Here is a 15,297-nt window from a genome sequence, read left to right on the forward strand (position 1 = left end):
TCGCCCGCCCGTGAAAAAACGGCTCTAAAGTGGTCTCTCGGATCCGCCCCGGTATCACACCCGGCCTCTTCCCGGCCTCTTCCGGTCGGTCTTTTCCCGGCTACTCCGGGTCCGGCCCTTGCCGGCACCTCGTCTCACCCTCTCTCCGGCCCCTATTGCTTGGCCTTGTACTGCGAGGGGGACATGCCGGTATTGCGCTTGAAGTAGCTTCCGAAGAACGACTGGTTCGGGAAGTTCAGGTAGTAGGCTATCTCCTGCACGCTCATCGTCGAATACTTGAGCAGCGTCTTGGCTTCGAGGATGACGAAGTTGTCGATCCATTCCGAACCCGACCGGCCGCTGATGCGCTTGATCAGTGTAGTGAGGTATTTCGGCGTGATGCACAGCTGTCGGGCGTAGAATCCGACGCTGCGCTCCTGCTTGTAGTGCTCGCTCAACAGTTGCGTGAACTGTCTGAAATACTCGTTGGCACGGTTGTGCGAGGGATTCTCCACTTCGGGGTGCTCCGTGAGGTAGCGCTGCAGGATCTCTCCGATCTTGTAGACCGTTCCGGCAATCAGACCGCCGATGATCTCGGCCGAGAATTCGCTCTCCGGACCCTTTGTCTCCTGTTCGATCAGCGAGATGAAGTTGCGCAGCGCCTGGCTCTCTTCGCGGGAGATCTCCAGCGAAGGGCGTGAGGCGAATTGCAGCAGCAGTGGCAGCAGATGCTTCGTGTCGATGTTGATCCGTTTCATGAAATCACACGAGACGGCCATTACATGGGCCTTCATCCCCTCGACGGACTGCGCCTGCAAAATGCTGTTCGGGGCAAAGATGAACATCGTGTCCTTCCTGATCGTAAACTCCTGAAGGTTGACCAGTCCCGAGGACTCGCCTTCGGTCCCCACGCCGATGATGAAGGCGTTGATGCGGCACGGAAACCGGAAAGCCTCCATGTGCGAGTCCGTACTGGCGGCGATGCACTCGCCCATCAGTCCCGGACGGCTCTCTCCGCCGGCCATGGTGATCAACTCCTGGAGGGTAAAGTGGGAGATCGAAGCTTCCGAGATCTCTTTGTTCATGATATTGCTGTGGTTTGTGGTTCTTGTATACGACCATAACGTAAAAAGAGGCGGATTCGTCTATTCGGATGACATATTGAACACTCCGCAGGATGTTTCGGGGAGAATCCGGGGCCATTTTGACGAAAATCCGACAAAAACAAGCGCCGGTCCGCAATGGATCGGCGCTAGGGTATCTTGCTCGGAACAGATTTCTGACTATTTGGCTGCGGGAGTCTCGGTGGCAGCTGCGGGGGTCTCGGTGATGCCGAGCTCCTTCTTTACTTCGGGGGCGATGTCGGTCAGCGAGGCCTCGTCGAAGTAGGCCAGCGAACCCGTCGAGGTGTCAAAGACTACCAGATAACCGCCTGCAGCCGAGATCTTGTCGATGGCGTTCTTGGCCTTCTCGATGATCGGGGCGAGCAGCTCGTTCTGCTTCTTCTGATACTCCTGCTGAGCGCGGCCCTGGAACTCCTGGATGCGGCCCTGCAGATCCTGCAGCTCCTTCTCCTTCATCTCCTTGGCCATATCCGTCAGCGTGTTGTAGTTCTTCTGGTAATCCTGATATTTGGTGTTGAACTCAACCTGCATCGTTTCGATGTTGTCCTGAATCTCCTTGCCGTAAGCCTCCATGTTGGTCTGCATGGTTTTGGTCTCGGGCATGGCCATGATGATCTCCTGGGTGTTGATGCGGCCGAATTTCTGTGCGAAGAGCGACGTGGAGCCCATCAGCAGAGCAACCGCAAGGGTTAATTTGATAGCTTTTTTCATAAAATTGATGCGTTAATGTTTTGATGTCTATTTTTGTTTCAGAAGGTCGATGACCTGCTGGGTGCGCTCCACCGTGGGGTTGTTGTAGAGCAGCGTGGGGTTGTTCGACGAATCGAGCACCAGATCGGCGCCGACCTCCTTGGCGTAGGCCTCGATCCGGGCGAAGACCTCCTTCTGGATCGGGGTGATCATCTTGATGCGGGTTTTCATCAGCGTACCCTCCTTGCCGAAGAGGCTCTCCTGATACTGCTGAGCCTCCTTCTCCTTCGCAAGGATCTCGTTTTCACGGGCCTGGCGCGCGGCCGACGAGAGCGATGCCTTCTGGTACTGGTAGTTGTTGTAGAGGGTCTCCACCTCGGCGAACTTGGCATCCACCTGACCCTGATACTGTTTGGCCAGCGAGTCGAGCTGTTCGATGGCCGTGTTGTAGGCATCGACCGACTTGAAGATCTTTTCGCTGTTGACGATTATGTAATTCTGTGCGGAGACGATTCCCGCCGTGAGTATGGCCGCAGCCATGAGAATCAGCCGTTTCATAATTTGAAATTTTAAGTTGTCAATTCCGGAAATCCGGGGTTGTTGTCGTAAATATAACTCTTTTCTTTCAAATTTATTGCCAGCCAAGGCCTAGAATTGCTGACCGAGCACAAAGTGGAACTGGCTTCCGCTCTTGGTGGTCGAGTTGGCGGGGGGATCGAAACCGTAACCCCAGTCGATGCCGAGCATGCCGACCACCGGCAGATAGAGCCGCACGCCGAAACCGGCCGACCGCTTGATCTTGAAGGGCGAGAACTCCTTCCACGAGTCGAAGGCATTACCGCCCTCGAGGAAGCCCAGTACGTAGATCTGCGACGAAGGCTTCAGAATGATCGGGTAACGCAACTCGGCGGTGTACTTGTTGTATCCGCGCGAGTAGTAGTTCGTCGGGTCGAGGGCGCCGTCCTCGTAACCGCGCATGGCGATGATGTCGATACCGTAGATGTTGTATCCCGACATGCCGTCGCCGCCGACCTCGTAACGCTGGAAGGGCGAGACCTTGTTCTTGTTGTAGCTGCCCAGGTAACCCATCTCGGCCTTGAGCATCAGCACCAGGTTCGAGTTGTTGAGGAATCCCTGGAACCACTGCGCCTTGAACTGCCACTTGTGGAATTCGACCCATCCGTAGCGGTCCTGCTCACTCATCGACTGGTCGGAGTAGTCCTTTCCGTCCCAGAGCGAGTAGGGGAGCGTGGCCTGCACCGAGGCGCTGAATTCCGAACCGCGGCGCGGGTAGATCGGCTGATCGACCGAGTTGCGGCCGAAGACGAGCTTGAGCGACAGCAGGTTCGAGTTTCCGTTCTCGACGACGAACCCGGTCCAGTTCTTCAGGTTATAGCGTTCGTAGCTGGCCTCGGCGTAGAAGGTGAAGTAGGGGTCGGGCCAGTTCAGACGCTTGCCCAGACCGGCCGCAACACCGTATGTGCGGAAGTACTGCGTGGCGGACTGCCAGACGTAGTAGGCGTTGTTCTGCTCGGAGATATGGGCCGAGAAGGTGAACGAGTTGGGCTTCTTGCCGCCCAGCCACGGATCGGTGAAGCTCAGCGCGAAGGCCTTGTAGTAGGTACCGTTGGTCTGGGCCGAGAGCGAGAGACGCTGGTTCTGACCCATCGGGTAGGGACGCCAGGCGCCCTTCTTGAAGAAGTTCTTCACCGAGAGGTTGTTGAGCGTGATGCCGACCGAACCCACGAAGGTGCCCGAGCCCCAGCCGCCGGCGATGTTGAACTGGTCGGAGGCCTGCTCCTCGAGCGGCCAGTTGATGTCGACCAGTTCGTTGGTGACGGGTTTGATGTCGGGCATGATGGTCTCGGGGTTGAAGTGGCCCATCGAGCCCAGCGTACGGATGGTCTGCATCAGCAGCGAGCGGTTGTACAGCTCGCCCGGACGCGTGTACAGTTCGCGGCGGATCACCTCGTCGTCGACGCGCTGGTTGCCCGAGATGCCGACGTTGTTGATCGTGAACTGCTTGCCCTCGAAGACCTTCACCTCGATGTCGATCGAGTCGGCGCCGATGATCGTCTCGGCGGGTTCGATCTGCGACATGAGGTAGCCCTCGTTCTGGTAGAGCGACGAGACGGACATCTCCTCCGGGTTGGACTCCTTGCCGATACCCAGACGTTTCTGCATCGTCTTCTTGTCGTACGTGTCGCCCGTCTTGACGCCGAACATGCGCTGCAGGGCGTCGGTTTCGTAGACCGAGTTGCCGACCCACGAGACGTTGCGGATGTAGTATTTGTTGCCCTCCGAGACCTCGAGGTCGATGCCCAGCCGCTTTTCGTTGATCGGGTAGATCGAGTCGCGGATGATCGTGGCGTTGCGGTAACCCTTCGAGTTGTAGAAGTCGATCAGAAGCTCCTTGTCGGCCGCATAGTCCGATTCGTTGAGTTTGGCTCCCTTGAAGATGTTGATCGATTTCTGGTGGGTCTTCTTGAAGGTGCGGCGCAGCCGCTTGTCGGGGAACTGCGTGTTGCCGATAAAGTCGATGCGGCCGATCTTGACCTTCTCCTTGCGGTCGATCAGGAAGGTGACGTTCACGGCCTGGCCCGGACGCAGCGTGTCGTTGTCGATGCGCACGTCGACCTCGGTATTGCGGAAGCCCTTTTCAGCCCAGTAGTCGTGGATGAGCTTCTTGTTCTTGTCGATGACGTAGTCGGAGAGTTCGCTGCCGCGCTTGAGCTTGAGTTTCTCGAGCAGATCCTTCTGCTTGCCCTTGGAGATTCCCTCGAAGGCCCAGTTGTAGACGCGGGGACGCTCCTTGAGGAAGACCTCCAGGTCGAGGCTGTCGCCCTCGATTTCGGCGCCGATCTTCACGTCGGAGAAGAAGCGCTGGCTCCAGAAACGCGTGATGGCGTTGGAGATGAAGTTGCTGGGCAGGTAGATCGAATCGCCCTCGATCAGTCCGGCCGAGGATTTCAGCACGTCGGGGTTGAGGTATTTGACACCGTGGACGTTGATCTTGCGGATGTAGTAGAGTTTGGGGTCGCCCGAACTCTTGAACATGGGAGCGTTCTCGGAGAAGGTCACTTCGCGGAGTTGCGTGGAGTCCTGCGGAGCCGGCTCCTGAGGTTTCTGTTCCTGGGCGGACATATTCGCGCAGCAAAGCGTCATGAAGAGGGCTGCTGCCGTGAATATCTTACCTGAATAGTTCATCTGTCGTCTTTTGTCTATTGTCGACTAACTTTTTTCGATCATTTGTCTTTCACCAGACCGAAGCGGCGGTCGCGGCGGGCATACTCCTCCAGGGCGCGGTCGAAATCCCGTTCGGTGAAGTCGGGCCACAGTACCTCGGGGAACCACAGTTCGGCGTAGGAGGCCTGCCAGAGCAGGAAATTGCTCAGACGCTGTTCGCCGCTGGTGCGGACGATCAGGTCGGGATCGGGCCACGGGGCGGTGTCGAGCGACTCGCTGAGGGTCTGTTCGGTGATGGCCTCGGGGGCGAGCTCTCCGGCGGCCACGCGGCGGGCGATCTGTTGCACGGCACGGGTGATTTCGCTGCGCGAGGAGTAGTTCAGTGCCAGAATCAGGGTGAGGACCTTTCCGTCGGCGGTCTGCTTTTCGATGCTCTCCAGCGCCGAGCGGACCTTTTCGGAGAAGCGGCTGCGGTCGCCGATCATGCAGACGCGCACGCCCTGGCGGATGAGTTCCGGCGCCTCGTTGGCCACGCACTGGCAGAAGAGCTCCATCAGGGCATCGACTTCGGCGGCGGGGCGTCCCCAGTTTTCGGTCGAGAAGGCGTAGAGCGTCAGATAGCGGACACCGTTGCGCACGGCGGCGCGCAGCGAGGCACGGACGGGTTCGATACCGGCGGCATGACCTTCGCTGCGGTCCTTGCCGCGCAGTTCGGCCCACCGGCCGTTGCCGTCCATGATGATGGCGACGTGTTGCGGTATGCGTTTCTGCTCGCTCATATAGGGGACAAATATAGGGAAAAATCTGTTAACTGCTGGAAAAAATCGATAAATGATTATCGGATCGGCTCAACTGCGGATATCGATTCCCCACATCATCTTATCCCGTAACGTGTCGTAAAAGGATATATTGTGCGGTACGGCGAGAAAAATCGTCTGTTTGGCGCGGCGGATGGTGAACGTGGCTCCGTGCGAAACGGGGTAGTTGCGGTTGTCGAGCGTGACGAAGGCATCCGAGCGGCGGGCGTCGACGCGCAGCGTGATGACGGCCGTGTCGGGGATCACCACGGGGCGCATCGTGAGGTTGTGCGGCGCCAGGGGCGAGAGGGTCAGGCAGTGGCACGTGGGGGCCACGACGGGACCTCCGGCACTGAGCGAATAGGCCGTCGAACCGGTCGGGGTGGCGACGATCAGTCCGTCGCCGTGGTAGGTGGCGACCATCTGCCCGTCGACGAAGGTCTCCACGGCGATCATGCCGGCGCCGTGGCGCTGGACCGTAAATTCGTTCAGGGCCAGCTGCGTGTCGGGCTGGCGCGAGAAGTCCCCCTCGATGTGGAGCTGCGAGCGGGGTTCGGTCTGCAGCCGTCCCTCGGCAATGTTTTTGAACAGGTGGTCGAAGCCGGCCTTGGGGGCGCTGGTGAGGAATCCGAGGTGGCCGGCGTTGATGCCCATGACGGGGATCGGGGCGCCGCACAGCCGGTGCACCCCTTCGAGCAGCGTGCCGTCGCCGCCGTAGCAGACCATCACCGTACCGTCGGGCTGCCGGCCCACGTGCCGGCGGTAGATCTTTTCGGGAGGTACGGCCTCGCCGAGCGCCTCCTCGATCAGCGGTGCAAACTCCTCGTTGACCGCGAAATCGAATCCGAAACGGTGGATGGATTCGAAGAGCCGGCGGATCTCCCCGGCGGTGTGGGCGACCAGGGGCCGGGAAAAAAGTATGATTTTCATCGGCGGAGTTTCGAAAAAATACGTAACTTTACCACGTCGGAAAAAGCCCTCGTGCAGCCTTCGACAACGGCTTCGGCATTCCGGGCTTCCGGCATATCGAGAGCAAATATACGGATTTTATGACAAAGTTGAGTGTAAACATCAATAAGATTGCCGTCATCCGCAACTCCCGGGGAGGAAATCTTCCGGACGTGATCCTCGCGGCGCGCAACATCGAGCGTTTCGGGGCCGACGGCATCACGGTGCACCCGCGCCCCGACGGACGCCACATCCGCTACGACGACGTGCGGAATCTGAAACGGGTGCTCACCACCGAATTCAACATCGAGGGCAACCCCATTCCGTCGTTCATCGACCTGGTGACGGAGGTCGTCCCGACGCAGGTGACGCTGGTCCCCGACGCCGCCGACGCCATTACCTCGAATGCCGGTTGGGATACGCTTGCCCACCGTGAATTCCTGAGCGAGGTGACGCGCCGCTTCCATCGGCACGGCATCCGCGTCTCGATCTTCGTCGACCCCCTGCCGGCGATGGTGGCCGGGGCCCGGGCATGCGGCGCCGACCGCGTGGAGCTCTACACCGAGGGGTATGCCAGCCGGTATGCGCAGCATCCCGAGGCGGCCGTTGCCCCCTACGTGGCGGCGGCCGAGGAGGCGCGGCGGCAGGGGCTGGGGCTCAATGCCGGTCACGACCTCTCGCTGGAGAACCTCCGCTACTACATCTCCCGCATCCCCTGGACCGACGAGGTCTCGATCGGCCATGCGCTGATCTGCGACGCCCTCTACTACGGGCTGGAGAATACCGTGCAGCTCTACCGCCGCGAACTGAAAACCGTACAGGAATGAAACGACTGCTGCTTCTTGCCGCGGCCCTGCTCGTTGCGGGGGCGGCCTTCGCTCAGGGGGAGTATCACTTCCAGCGGCGAAGCCTTTTCGACGTGCTGCCGCTCCACTCGAGCGACATCGTCTTTGTGGGCAATTCGATCACCGACGGCTGCGAGTGGGCCGAACTCTTCCAGAACCGCCACGTCAAGAACCGCGGCATCAGCGGCGACCGTTCGGACTGGCTGCTCGGGCGGCTCGACTCGATTCTGACGGCCCATCCCAAGAAGCTCTTCCTAATGATCGGCACGAACGATCTGGCGGCGGGACGCACGCCCGACGAGATCGTGCGCGACGTCGAGCGGCTGATCGACCGCTTCCAGCGGGAGTCGAAATGGACGAAGATCTACGTACAGAGCATCCTGCCGGTCAACGGCGAGGGATTCACGAAATACCGCAGCCATTATGAACACGCGCATCTGATCGTCCCGACGAACAAGCGTCTCGAGGCTTTGTGCCACCAGAAGGGGGTCACCTATCTCGACGTGTGGGGGGCGCTGGCCGACGACGAGGGGCGGCTCGACCGCCGTTATACGAATGACGGCCTGCACCTGATGGGGGCGGGTTATCTGGTATGGCGCGATGCGATCAGGATCCATGTCAAGTAACCGCGTGCCGCTTTCGAATCCGATATTCCGTCAGATCTCGCGCCTTGCCGACGAACAGGGGGTGCGGGCCTTCGTCGTCGGGGGCTACGTACGCGACTACTACCTGCGGCGTCCGTCGACGGACATCGACGTGGTGGTCGTCGGGAGCGGCATTGCGCTGGCCGAGGCCCTGGGCCGCGAGTTGAGGACCAGGGTGTCCATCTTCAAGACCTTCGGTACGGCCATGGTCCGGGCTCGCGGCATCGAGGTGGAGTTCGTGGGGGCCCGCAAGGAGTCCTATACGCACGATTCGCGCAAACCGGAGGTCTCGCCCGGAACGCTCGAGGATGACCAGCGCCGCCGTGACTTTACGATCAATGCGATGGCCTGGTCGCTCAACGCCGAGACCTTCGGCGAACTGGTCGATCCCTTCGACGGGATGTCCGATCTGGAGGATTGCATCATCCGCACGCCGTGCGATCCGGACGTCACCTTCTCGGACGATCCGCTGCGGATGATGCGCGCCGTGCGCTTCGCTGCGCAGCTGGGCTTCACGATCGAGGAGGAGACCTTCGACGCCATTGCCCGCAATGCCGAACGCATCCGCATCGTTTCGCGCGAGCGGATTGCCGTCGAACTGAACAAGATCGTCGCCTCGCCCGTCCCCTCGATCGGTTTCGAACTGCTCGAAATGACGGGCCTTCTGAAGTTGATCTTCCCCGAGATGCACAACCTCAAGGGGGTCGAGCGCCGCGGCAAACACGCCCACAAGGACAACTTCATCCATACGCTGAAGGTGCTGGACAACGTGGCGCGGCGTTCGGACGATCTGTGGCTGCGCTGGGCGGCGATTCTGCACGACATCGGCAAGCCGCTGACCAAGGCTTACGACCCACGCGTGGGGTGGACCTTCCACGGCCACGAGGTCGTCGGTTCGAAGATGGTGCCGGCGATCTTCCGCCAGCTGAAGCTCCCGTTGAACGAGCACATGAAGTTCGTCCGGAAGCTGGTTTTCCTCCACCTGCGGCCGATCATCCTCTCGGAGGATCTGGTGACCGATTCGGCCGTGCGGCGGCTGTTGTTCGAGGCGGGCGACGACGTCGAGGCGCTGATGACCCTCTGCGAGGCCGACATCACCTCGGGCATCGACGCCAAGGTGAAACGTTATCTGGCCAACTTTGAGCTGGTGCGCCGCAAGATGAAGGATCTCGAGGAGCGCGACCGGATCCGCAACTTCCAGCCGCCGATTACGGGTGAGATCATCATGCAGACCTACGGCATCGGCCCCTGCCGCGTCATCGGCGAGATCAAGGAGGTGATCAAGAATGCGATCCTCGACGGCGAGATTCCGAACGAATACGGGGCGGCCTACGCACTGATGGAGCGGCTGGCGACGGAACGCGGTCTGGTCAAGGCCGGAGAACCGGCACAGGCGGATGCTTCCGCCGAGCCCGGGGCCTGACGGAGCGGAATCCCGGAGCGAAAGAGCGAAGAAGGGCGAAACCTGCAAAAAGGTTTCGCCCTTCTTTTGGATGAATACCTCCGACGTTTCTGGATTCTCTGGCTGTCTTCCCGGTTTTTCGGCTTCTCCGGCTCCTCTGTCTTCCCGGCTCCTCTGAACCCCGCACCTCTGTCCTCTCGGCGCCTCTGTCTTTTCGGTTTCTCGGCTCCTCCGTCTTTCCGGTACCTTGGGCTCCCCCGGCTTCTCGGTCTTTCGCTTGGCTCCTATTTTTCGGCGGCCGGTTTTTCGGTCGTCTTCTTCTGCGCCTTCTCGGCCTCCAGCTGGGCGCGGGACTTCGACTTGGTGACCAGCCATACCCCGACAAAGACACACAGCGCAGCGAACCCCTTGGTCGGACCGAACGTATCGAGCCCGATGGCTACGGTGAAGAGCACGGCCACCACCGGTTGCACGTAGTTGTACATCGAGACGACCGTCGGCCGCAGATAACGCTGCGCAATGGGTACCAGCAGGTAGGAGAGGAACGTGGCCCCGATGACCACGAAGGCGATGCCGCCCCATGTGCGCGGCGAAAGCGATGCGTAGTCGACCTCGATGAGCGGTCGGTAGTAGATCCCCACGGCGACGACGGCCGCAAAGAGAAACATCCACTTCATCGAGGTGACGGGCGAATAGCGTACGATGACATCGCGGAAGGCCGTGAGGTAGGTGGCATAGCTGATGGCGCTGACAATGCAGAGAATGTCGCCCTTGATGCTCGAGGTATGCCCTGCGCCGTGCTGGCTGGCCAGTACCAGAATCACGGCCCCGGCGCATCCGAGAAAGACGCCGCCGGCCTTGAGCCAGGTGATCGGTTCGCGCAGGAAGAGCGTGGCCAGGACCATCGTCAGCACGGGAACGATCGTCGAGATGATCGAGGTGTCGATCGGCGAGGTGAGCGACAGCCCCCAGAGGAAGAGCATCTGGTTCAGCTGGATGCCGAACAGCGAGGCGAAGAACAGCAGCACGATGTCGCGGCGCGAAACCCGCTCGCGGGGCAGGAAGAGCGATGCGGCCCAGAAGAGCAGTGCCGCCCCCACCATGCGGTAGACGCTCATGGCAAAGGGGCTGATCCCCGAGGGGTTGGCCGCCGAGACCAGTACGCTTTTGCCGATCGGGGCGTTGAGACCCCAGATGATGTTGGCGGCCCAGAGGGCTGCATGACCTTTGAGTTTTCCTTTGTCCATCGTCGCGTAGGGTGTGAATGGAAGGAATTTACGGTTGTTTGATTCTGGCGCCGGCCCTCTTTGCGGGCCGAATGCCGCGGCAAAGATACGTAAAAATCGGTTCGGTGCGAAAATTGCCGGGTGAAGCATTCGTGGGAAAGACGCATTATCACTTCGACCTGATCTTCGCCAACCTCTTTTTCGGAGCGGACTTTTCGTTCTATGTCTCGCTCTCGCGCAACTGGCTGGATTTCGAACAGATCTTCATGTTGCAGGTCCTTTCGGCGGCACTGTTTTTCATCCCCTTTGCGCTGTTTTCGCGCGGGGCCTTCCGCCTCGGGTGGCGCGATGCCGGGAAGATCCTGCTCGTCTCGCTGCTGGTCGTCTACGGATGGATGTACCTGCTGCTCAAGGGGGCGTCGGCCACCTCGCCGATCGACGCTTCGGTCATCGCGACGCTCGGTCCGGCCATCACGCTGCTGCTGGACCACCTGTTGCATCCGCACCGCTATCTGCCGGGACGCGCCGTCGGGATCGTGATTTCTCTGCTCGGGGCGGGGATTCTGCTCTTCAACCAGGGCTTCGAGCTCACGCGTGGCAGCCAGGCCGAAGGCAATCTCTTCGTGCTGCTGGCCGTGGTGGCCATAGCCGCCAATACGGTGCTGATCAAACCGCAGCTCGAGCGCCACGGCACGCTGGTGGTGATGGGATGGTACTACATCATCGGACTGGCCGTGACGGCTCCCTTCTTCTGGCGGTATGTCGACCACACGGATTTCCTGCGGCTGCCGCTCGGCGCCCAGGCCGAACTGGCCTACATCCTCGTGCTGGGAACCGTGCTGCCGATGTACCTGCTCTACCGCGGCACGGAGAAGCTCACGGCCGTCCATACGGCCCTTTACCGCTACATTCAGCCTCTGGCGGCGGGTATTTTGGCCGTCACCCGCGGGCAGGCGCACTTCAATGCCGTGAATCTCACTGCCGCCGGATGCATCTTCACGGGGGTGATTCTCGTGGCCGTGGGGTATCATTACAGCCTGCATCATCCCCGCCGCCGTCATGCCCGTCGGGACTCTTCGGCCGAGGTCCCTTCATCGGGTTCCGCTGCCGCAATTGCCTCACCCGCTTCGACTCTCACTTCTTCCCTTTCATCTGGCTCGCCCCTCGCTGCGCCCGGCTCATTCTTCTCGCCGCTGCGCCATCCGGATCTTCCGCCGCTGCGCCATCCGGATCTTCCGCCGCTGCGCAGCGACGGGCGGCTGCCGCTCTATTCGGCCGTCAGATGCTCGCGCCACTCGTCGGGAACGGGGCGCGAACACTGATTCGGGAAGTCGAAGACGACCATCACCGAACGGCTCTCGCTGCGCACTTCGTCGCCGACGAGCAGCTGCTGGAAGAGCGTGAGGCTCTTGTTGCCGACCCGTTCGCAGGTGGTGGTGATGCGTACCGGATCGGTCATGCGCACCTGGCCCATGTAGGAGGTTGAGGTCGAGACGGTGACGATGCGCAGATCGCCCAGCAGGGCGTCGGCGCCGCCGAGCACCCGATCGTAATACTCCATCTTGCCGACGTCGAAGTACATCTGCTGCGAGACGTTGTTGACGTGCTGGAAGGGATCGACGTCCGAGAAGCGTTTCTGGATGGGGGTGACAAGCGTGCGTGCCATCTTATTCGCGGATGATCTTGACCTCGCCGCCTTCGCCGAACGCAATGATCGACGAAGCCTTGCGGGTGGGTTTGCCTTCGAAACGGGGATTGACGACGAAGTCGACGCCGTCGACGATCTCCTGTGCGACGTCCTGCAGTCCGACGGCCGTCGGCTGGCCGGAGATGTTGGCCGAGGTCGAGACCACGGGGCGTCCCAGGGCGCGCAGCATGCGCCGGCAGAACTCGTGGTCGGGGATCCTGACGCCGAGCGTCCCCTCGTCGGGGATGAGGTTCGGGGCGACGCCCGCGGCACCGGGCAGAATGGCCGTCAGCGGGGTGGTGGCCATCTCCATCACCTCGAAGGCGATGCCGGGTGCGCGGTTGACATAGCGCACGACCATGTCGGCCGAGGCGCACAGCACGAGCATCGATTTCTTGTTTTCGCTGCGTTTGAGGCGGTAGATGCGGTCGACGGCCTCGGCGTTGGTGGCGTCGCAGCCGATGCCCCAGACCGTATCGGTGGGGTAGAGGATGATGCCGCCACGGCGCAGCACCTCGACGGCGCGTTCGACCTCCTCCTGCAGGGGGGCGTTCTTCTTGTCGCTGATGTTCTGCATGGCCTTGTTATTTTTTCAGCGGAAGGATCTCGATCCAGTAGTCGTCGGGATCGTTGATGAAGTAGAGTCCCATCTCGTGGTTCTCGAAGCAGAGGCAGCCCATCGCACGGTGATACTCGCGCACGGCGTCGTAATCGCCGGCCACGCGCACGCAGAGGTGGCTTTCGTTGTCACCCAGTTCGTAGGGCGTGGCGGCGTGGTCGCGCAGCCACGTCAGCTCGAGTTTGAACGACGACTCGCCGTCGCCGACGAAGACGATCTCGTAGGATCCGTCGGCGGCCTTCTGACGGCTGATCTCCTTCAGCCCCAGGGCCTTGTCGTAGAATTTCAGACTGCGGTCCAGATCGGTGACATTGACGTTGAAATGGTCGAAACGGCTTTTGATCTCCATGGTATTCTCTTTTTTACGTGTTGCAAAGGTTTGCCGGCGGGGCGGCGGTTCGGTGCCGGGTGTTGCCTTCGGATCGGCCCCGGCCGGGCGGTTTCCGCTGCAAAAATAGGCAATTCCTCTGACAATCTCCGCTTCGGAAAGGAGATTCGTGCGGAATATTTTTGTCGGCGTTTCCTTTTTTTTTCTGAATTTTATACCTTTGCACTCTGAAAGAAAAAATCCGAAAAAATAAATTCATCATTATTTATGGGAAGAGCCTTTGAATACCGCAAAGCGCGGAAGTTGAAGCGTTGGGGGCACATGGCCCGCACCTTCACCAAACTGGGTAAGGAGATCGAAATCGCCGTGAAGGCCGCCGGAGCGGATCCCTCGGGCAATACGCGTCTGCGCATTCTGATCCAGAACGCCAAGGCCGAGAACATGCCCAAGGAGAATATCGAGCGTGCGATCAAACGTGCCACGGAGAAGGATGCGGCCGACTACAAGGAGGTCATCTACGAGGGATACGGCCCTCACGGAATCGCCTTCCTGGTCGAGACGGCCACGGACAACACCAACCGTACGGTGGCCAACATCCGCATGCACTTCAACAAATGCGGCGGTACGCTGGGCAACAGCGGCTCGGTGGGCTTCCTCTTCGACCACAAGTGCGTCTTCAAGTTCAAGGCTCCGAACGTCGATCCCGAGGAACTCGAGCTGGAGATGATCGACCTGGGTGTGGACGAGTTCTACCCCGAAGAGGACGGCATCACGGTCTATGCCCCCTACGAGTCGTTCGGTGCCATCCAGAAGTGGCTCGACGACAAGGGCTTCGAGATCGTATCGGGTGAGTCGGTGCGTATTCCGACCGATACGAAGGAACTCGATGCCGAGGGTCGCGAATCGGTCGAGAAACTCGTCGAGCGCCTCGAGGAGGATGACGACGTGGTGAACGTCTACCACACGATGAAGGAGCCCGACGCCGAGGAGGAGTAGTCAGAGGAAGGCTGCGGCCCGAATTTTTGCCGGATATGGAGCGCGGATGTGATTGCAACGCTTCGTGTCCGGCTTTTTTTGTGTGGCGTGATGCCGCCGGCCCGACTACTCGAAACGGATGAACTCCTCGCCGGCGGTCAGACAGTGCGGACAATAGCGGTCGAGATACGTCGTCGCGTAGAGATTCCCGCACCGGGGGCAGACGGCAAATCCCGACGCGGAGTTCCGCTCCAGACTCTCCAGCAGCACGATCTGGCGCAGATCATTTGCCGCGGCCCAGACCTGCAGCCGGGCGGCATAACGGTTCCCGCGGCTCATGACCCGTCGGATCTCCGCGTCGGAATGTCGGCCGAAGCGGTAGCGTTCGATCCCGATGCAGCGCTCCAGGTTGCCGGCCGTCGAACTGCCGTACAGGGCAATATCCCCAGGGGGTGTGTAGTTGCCGCCCAGACGGTGAATGGCTGCAGCAAGGTTCTGCTCCTGCAGCTCTTCGGAGCAGGCTATGGCCCGGAAGAGCCGTTCGGCCGGGTATTGATGCTCGGCGGCCGCGATCTTCGCAAAATGCCGGTATTGACGCGCCTTGAGATGTTTGCGGTGTCCGCAGGCCTCCAGGTCGGCCGTGATTTCATGCCACGTCGAACGGGCGTGCTTCGGAGGCAGGAAGGCCTTCCCGTCGTAGAGCCAGACGAGCACCCCGACCGATGCGACGAACAACAGCAGGATCAGCAACAGACGTATTTTCATTGCAGACGGATTTTGTCCAAGGGATGCTTGGTGTGGTGCATTTTTTGTGCCAGCGGGCGGAAAAGCTGGTCAGAAAATGGTT

16 protein-coding genes are annotated in these 15,297 nt (G+C 60.5%); 5 read left to right on the forward strand and 11 right to left on the reverse strand.

The window, feature by feature from the left end; genetic code table 11:
• Positions 1-152: 152 nt before the first annotated feature.
• From B5E60_RS04605 to B5E60_RS04630, 6 genes are all read right to left on the reverse strand, one after another.
• On the reverse strand, positions 153-1,064 hold the full coding sequence (locus tag B5E60_RS04605) for an AraC family transcriptional regulator (RefSeq protein WP_087309827.1): 912 nt from the start codon (positions 1,062-1,064) through the stop codon (positions 153-155).
• A gap of 198 nt (positions 1,065-1,262) precedes the next feature.
• Positions 1,263-1,814, reverse strand: a complete 552-nt coding sequence (locus B5E60_RS04610; protein WP_087309829.1) for an OmpH family outer membrane protein — start codon at positions 1,812-1,814, stop codon at positions 1,263-1,265.
• A 27-nt stretch (positions 1,815-1,841) separates the two neighbouring features.
• Positions 1,842-2,351 (reverse strand): OmpH family outer membrane protein, encoded by a 510-nt coding sequence (locus B5E60_RS04615; RefSeq protein ID WP_087309831.1) that lies wholly within the window; start codon positions 2,349-2,351, stop codon positions 1,842-1,844.
• Positions 2,352-2,441: 90 nt separating this feature from the next.
• Positions 2,442-5,000 carry an outer membrane protein assembly factor BamA gene (bamA, locus tag B5E60_RS04620; RefSeq protein ID WP_087309833.1) on the reverse strand — a complete coding sequence of 853 codons (2,559 nt, stop codon included), beginning with the start codon at positions 4,998-5,000 and terminating at the stop codon, positions 2,442-2,444.
• 38 nt (positions 5,001-5,038) lie between these two features.
• Entirely contained in the window at positions 5,039-5,758 is a 720-nt protein-coding gene (gene uppS / locus B5E60_RS04625) for a polyprenyl diphosphate synthase (RefSeq protein WP_087309835.1), read from the reverse strand.
• 69 nt (positions 5,759-5,827) lie between these two features.
• The gene (locus B5E60_RS04630; RefSeq protein ID WP_087309837.1) at positions 5,828-6,706 is read right to left on the reverse strand and encodes an NAD(+)/NADH kinase; all 879 of its coding nucleotides are present in this window, start codon (positions 6,704-6,706) and stop codon (positions 5,828-5,830) included.
• A gap of 119 nt (positions 6,707-6,825) precedes the next feature.
• Here B5E60_RS04630 and B5E60_RS04635 point away from each other — a divergent pair, with 119 nt between their 5' ends.
• The 3 genes from B5E60_RS04635 to B5E60_RS04645 are packed head-to-tail and all read left to right on the forward strand — an operon-like array spanning position 6,826 to position 9,636.
• Complete coding sequence (locus tag B5E60_RS04635) at positions 6,826-7,551, forward strand: pyridoxine 5'-phosphate synthase (protein WP_087309839.1); 726 nt, start codon at positions 6,826-6,828, stop codon at positions 7,549-7,551.
• On the forward strand, positions 7,548-8,195 hold the full coding sequence (locus tag B5E60_RS04640) for a GDSL-type esterase/lipase family protein (protein ID WP_087309841.1): 648 nt from the start codon (positions 7,548-7,550) through the stop codon (positions 8,193-8,195). Before B5E60_RS04635 ends, B5E60_RS04640 begins: the two co-directional genes overlap by 4 nt.
• Complete coding sequence (locus B5E60_RS04645; protein ID WP_239403229.1) at positions 8,185-9,636, forward strand: CCA tRNA nucleotidyltransferase; 1,452 nt, start codon at positions 8,185-8,187, stop codon at positions 9,634-9,636. The genes B5E60_RS04640 and B5E60_RS04645 overlap by 11 nt, the downstream gene beginning before the upstream one ends.
• Before the next feature lie 263 nt (positions 9,637-9,899).
• Here B5E60_RS04645 and B5E60_RS04650 read toward each other — a convergent pair whose 3' ends face one another.
• Positions 9,900-10,862 carry a DMT family transporter gene (locus B5E60_RS04650; protein ID WP_087309843.1) on the reverse strand — a complete coding sequence of 321 codons (963 nt, stop codon included), beginning with the start codon at positions 10,860-10,862 and terminating at the stop codon, positions 9,900-9,902.
• A 104-nt stretch (positions 10,863-10,966) separates the two neighbouring features.
• Here B5E60_RS04650 and B5E60_RS04655 point away from each other — a divergent pair, with 104 nt between their 5' ends.
• Positions 10,967-12,163, forward strand: coding sequence for a DMT family transporter (locus B5E60_RS04655; RefSeq protein ID WP_239403230.1), 1,197 nt, complete (start codon positions 10,967-10,969; stop codon positions 12,161-12,163).
• Here the strand turns inward: B5E60_RS04655 and B5E60_RS04660 are convergent.
• Genes B5E60_RS04660 through B5E60_RS04670 form a run of 3 tightly spaced genes read right to left on the reverse strand, consistent with a single transcriptional unit; the run spans position 12,109 to position 13,496 of the window.
• A complete protein-coding gene (locus B5E60_RS04660; RefSeq protein WP_087309847.1) occupies positions 12,109-12,507 on the reverse strand; it encodes an acyl-CoA thioesterase in 399 nt (132 codons plus the stop codon). The two genes, B5E60_RS04655 and B5E60_RS04660, sit on opposite strands and share 55 nt — an antisense overlap.
• A gap of 1 nt (position 12,508) precedes the next feature.
• Positions 12,509-13,105 carry an L-threonylcarbamoyladenylate synthase gene (locus B5E60_RS04665; RefSeq protein WP_087309849.1) on the reverse strand — a complete coding sequence of 199 codons (597 nt, stop codon included), beginning with the start codon at positions 13,103-13,105 and terminating at the stop codon, positions 12,509-12,511.
• A 7-nt stretch (positions 13,106-13,112) separates the two neighbouring features.
• Positions 13,113-13,496, reverse strand: a complete 384-nt coding sequence (locus B5E60_RS04670) for a VOC family protein (RefSeq protein ID WP_087309851.1) — start codon at positions 13,494-13,496, stop codon at positions 13,113-13,115.
• A 246-nt stretch (positions 13,497-13,742) separates the two neighbouring features.
• On the opposite strand from B5E60_RS04670, the gene B5E60_RS04675 reads away from it, so the two are divergent.
• Positions 13,743-14,471, forward strand: coding sequence for a YebC/PmpR family DNA-binding transcriptional regulator (locus B5E60_RS04675; RefSeq protein ID WP_087309853.1), 729 nt, complete (start codon positions 13,743-13,745; stop codon positions 14,469-14,471).
• Positions 14,472-14,576: 105 nt separating this feature from the next.
• On the opposite strand, the gene B5E60_RS04680 is transcribed toward B5E60_RS04675, so the two are convergent.
• On the reverse strand, positions 14,577-15,215 hold the full coding sequence (locus B5E60_RS04680; RefSeq protein ID WP_087309855.1) for a rubrerythrin: 639 nt from the start codon (positions 15,213-15,215) through the stop codon (positions 14,577-14,579).
• Positions 15,216-15,297 lie beyond the last annotated feature (82 nt).

Source organism: Alistipes sp. An116 (assembly GCF_002161005.1).
Classification (GTDB): Bacteria; Bacteroidota; Bacteroidia; order Bacteroidales; family Rikenellaceae; genus Alistipes; species Alistipes megaguti.

Bases quoted from the DNA above. Each gene is read 5' to 3' on its own strand.
- B5E60_RS04645 (WP_239403229.1), top strand. From the start codon at position 8,185: ATGTCAAGTAACCGCGTGCCGCTTTCGAATCCGATATTCCGTCAGATC.
- B5E60_RS04675 (WP_087309853.1), top strand. From the start codon at position 13,743: ATGGGAAGAGCCTTTGAATACCGCAAAGCGCGGAAGTTGAAGCGTTGG.
- B5E60_RS04605 (WP_087309827.1), bottom strand. From the start codon at position 1,064: ATGAACAAAGAGATCTCGGAAGCTTCGATCTCCCACTTTACCCTCCAG.
- B5E60_RS04680 (WP_087309855.1), bottom strand. From the start codon at position 15,215: ATGAAAATACGTCTGTTGCTGATCCTGCTGTTGTTCGTCGCATCGGTC.
- B5E60_RS04660 (WP_087309847.1), bottom strand. From the start codon at position 12,507: ATGGCACGCACGCTTGTCACCCCCATCCAGAAACGCTTCTCGGACGTC.
- uppS (WP_087309835.1), bottom strand. From the start codon at position 5,758: ATGAGCGAGCAGAAACGCATACCGCAACACGTCGCCATCATCATGGAC.
- B5E60_RS04640 (WP_087309841.1), top strand. From the start codon at position 7,548: ATGAAACGACTGCTGCTTCTTGCCGCGGCCCTGCTCGTTGCGGGGGCG.
- B5E60_RS04630 (WP_087309837.1), bottom strand. From the start codon at position 6,706: ATGAAAATCATACTTTTTTCCCGGCCCCTGGTCGCCCACACCGCCGGG.
- B5E60_RS04635 (WP_087309839.1), top strand. From the start codon at position 6,826: ATGACAAAGTTGAGTGTAAACATCAATAAGATTGCCGTCATCCGCAAC.
- B5E60_RS04650 (WP_087309843.1), bottom strand. From the start codon at position 10,862: ATGGACAAAGGAAAACTCAAAGGTCATGCAGCCCTCTGGGCCGCCAAC.
- bamA (WP_087309833.1), bottom strand. From the start codon at position 5,000: ATGAACTATTCAGGTAAGATATTCACGGCAGCAGCCCTCTTCATGACG.
- B5E60_RS04615 (WP_087309831.1), bottom strand. From the start codon at position 2,351: ATGAAACGGCTGATTCTCATGGCTGCGGCCATACTCACGGCGGGAATC.
- B5E60_RS04610 (WP_087309829.1), bottom strand. From the start codon at position 1,814: ATGAAAAAAGCTATCAAATTAACCCTTGCGGTTGCTCTGCTGATGGGC.
- B5E60_RS04665 (WP_087309849.1), bottom strand. From the start codon at position 13,105: ATGCAGAACATCAGCGACAAGAAGAACGCCCCCCTGCAGGAGGAGGTC.
- B5E60_RS04670 (WP_087309851.1), bottom strand. From the start codon at position 13,496: ATGGAGATCAAAAGCCGTTTCGACCATTTCAACGTCAATGTCACCGAT.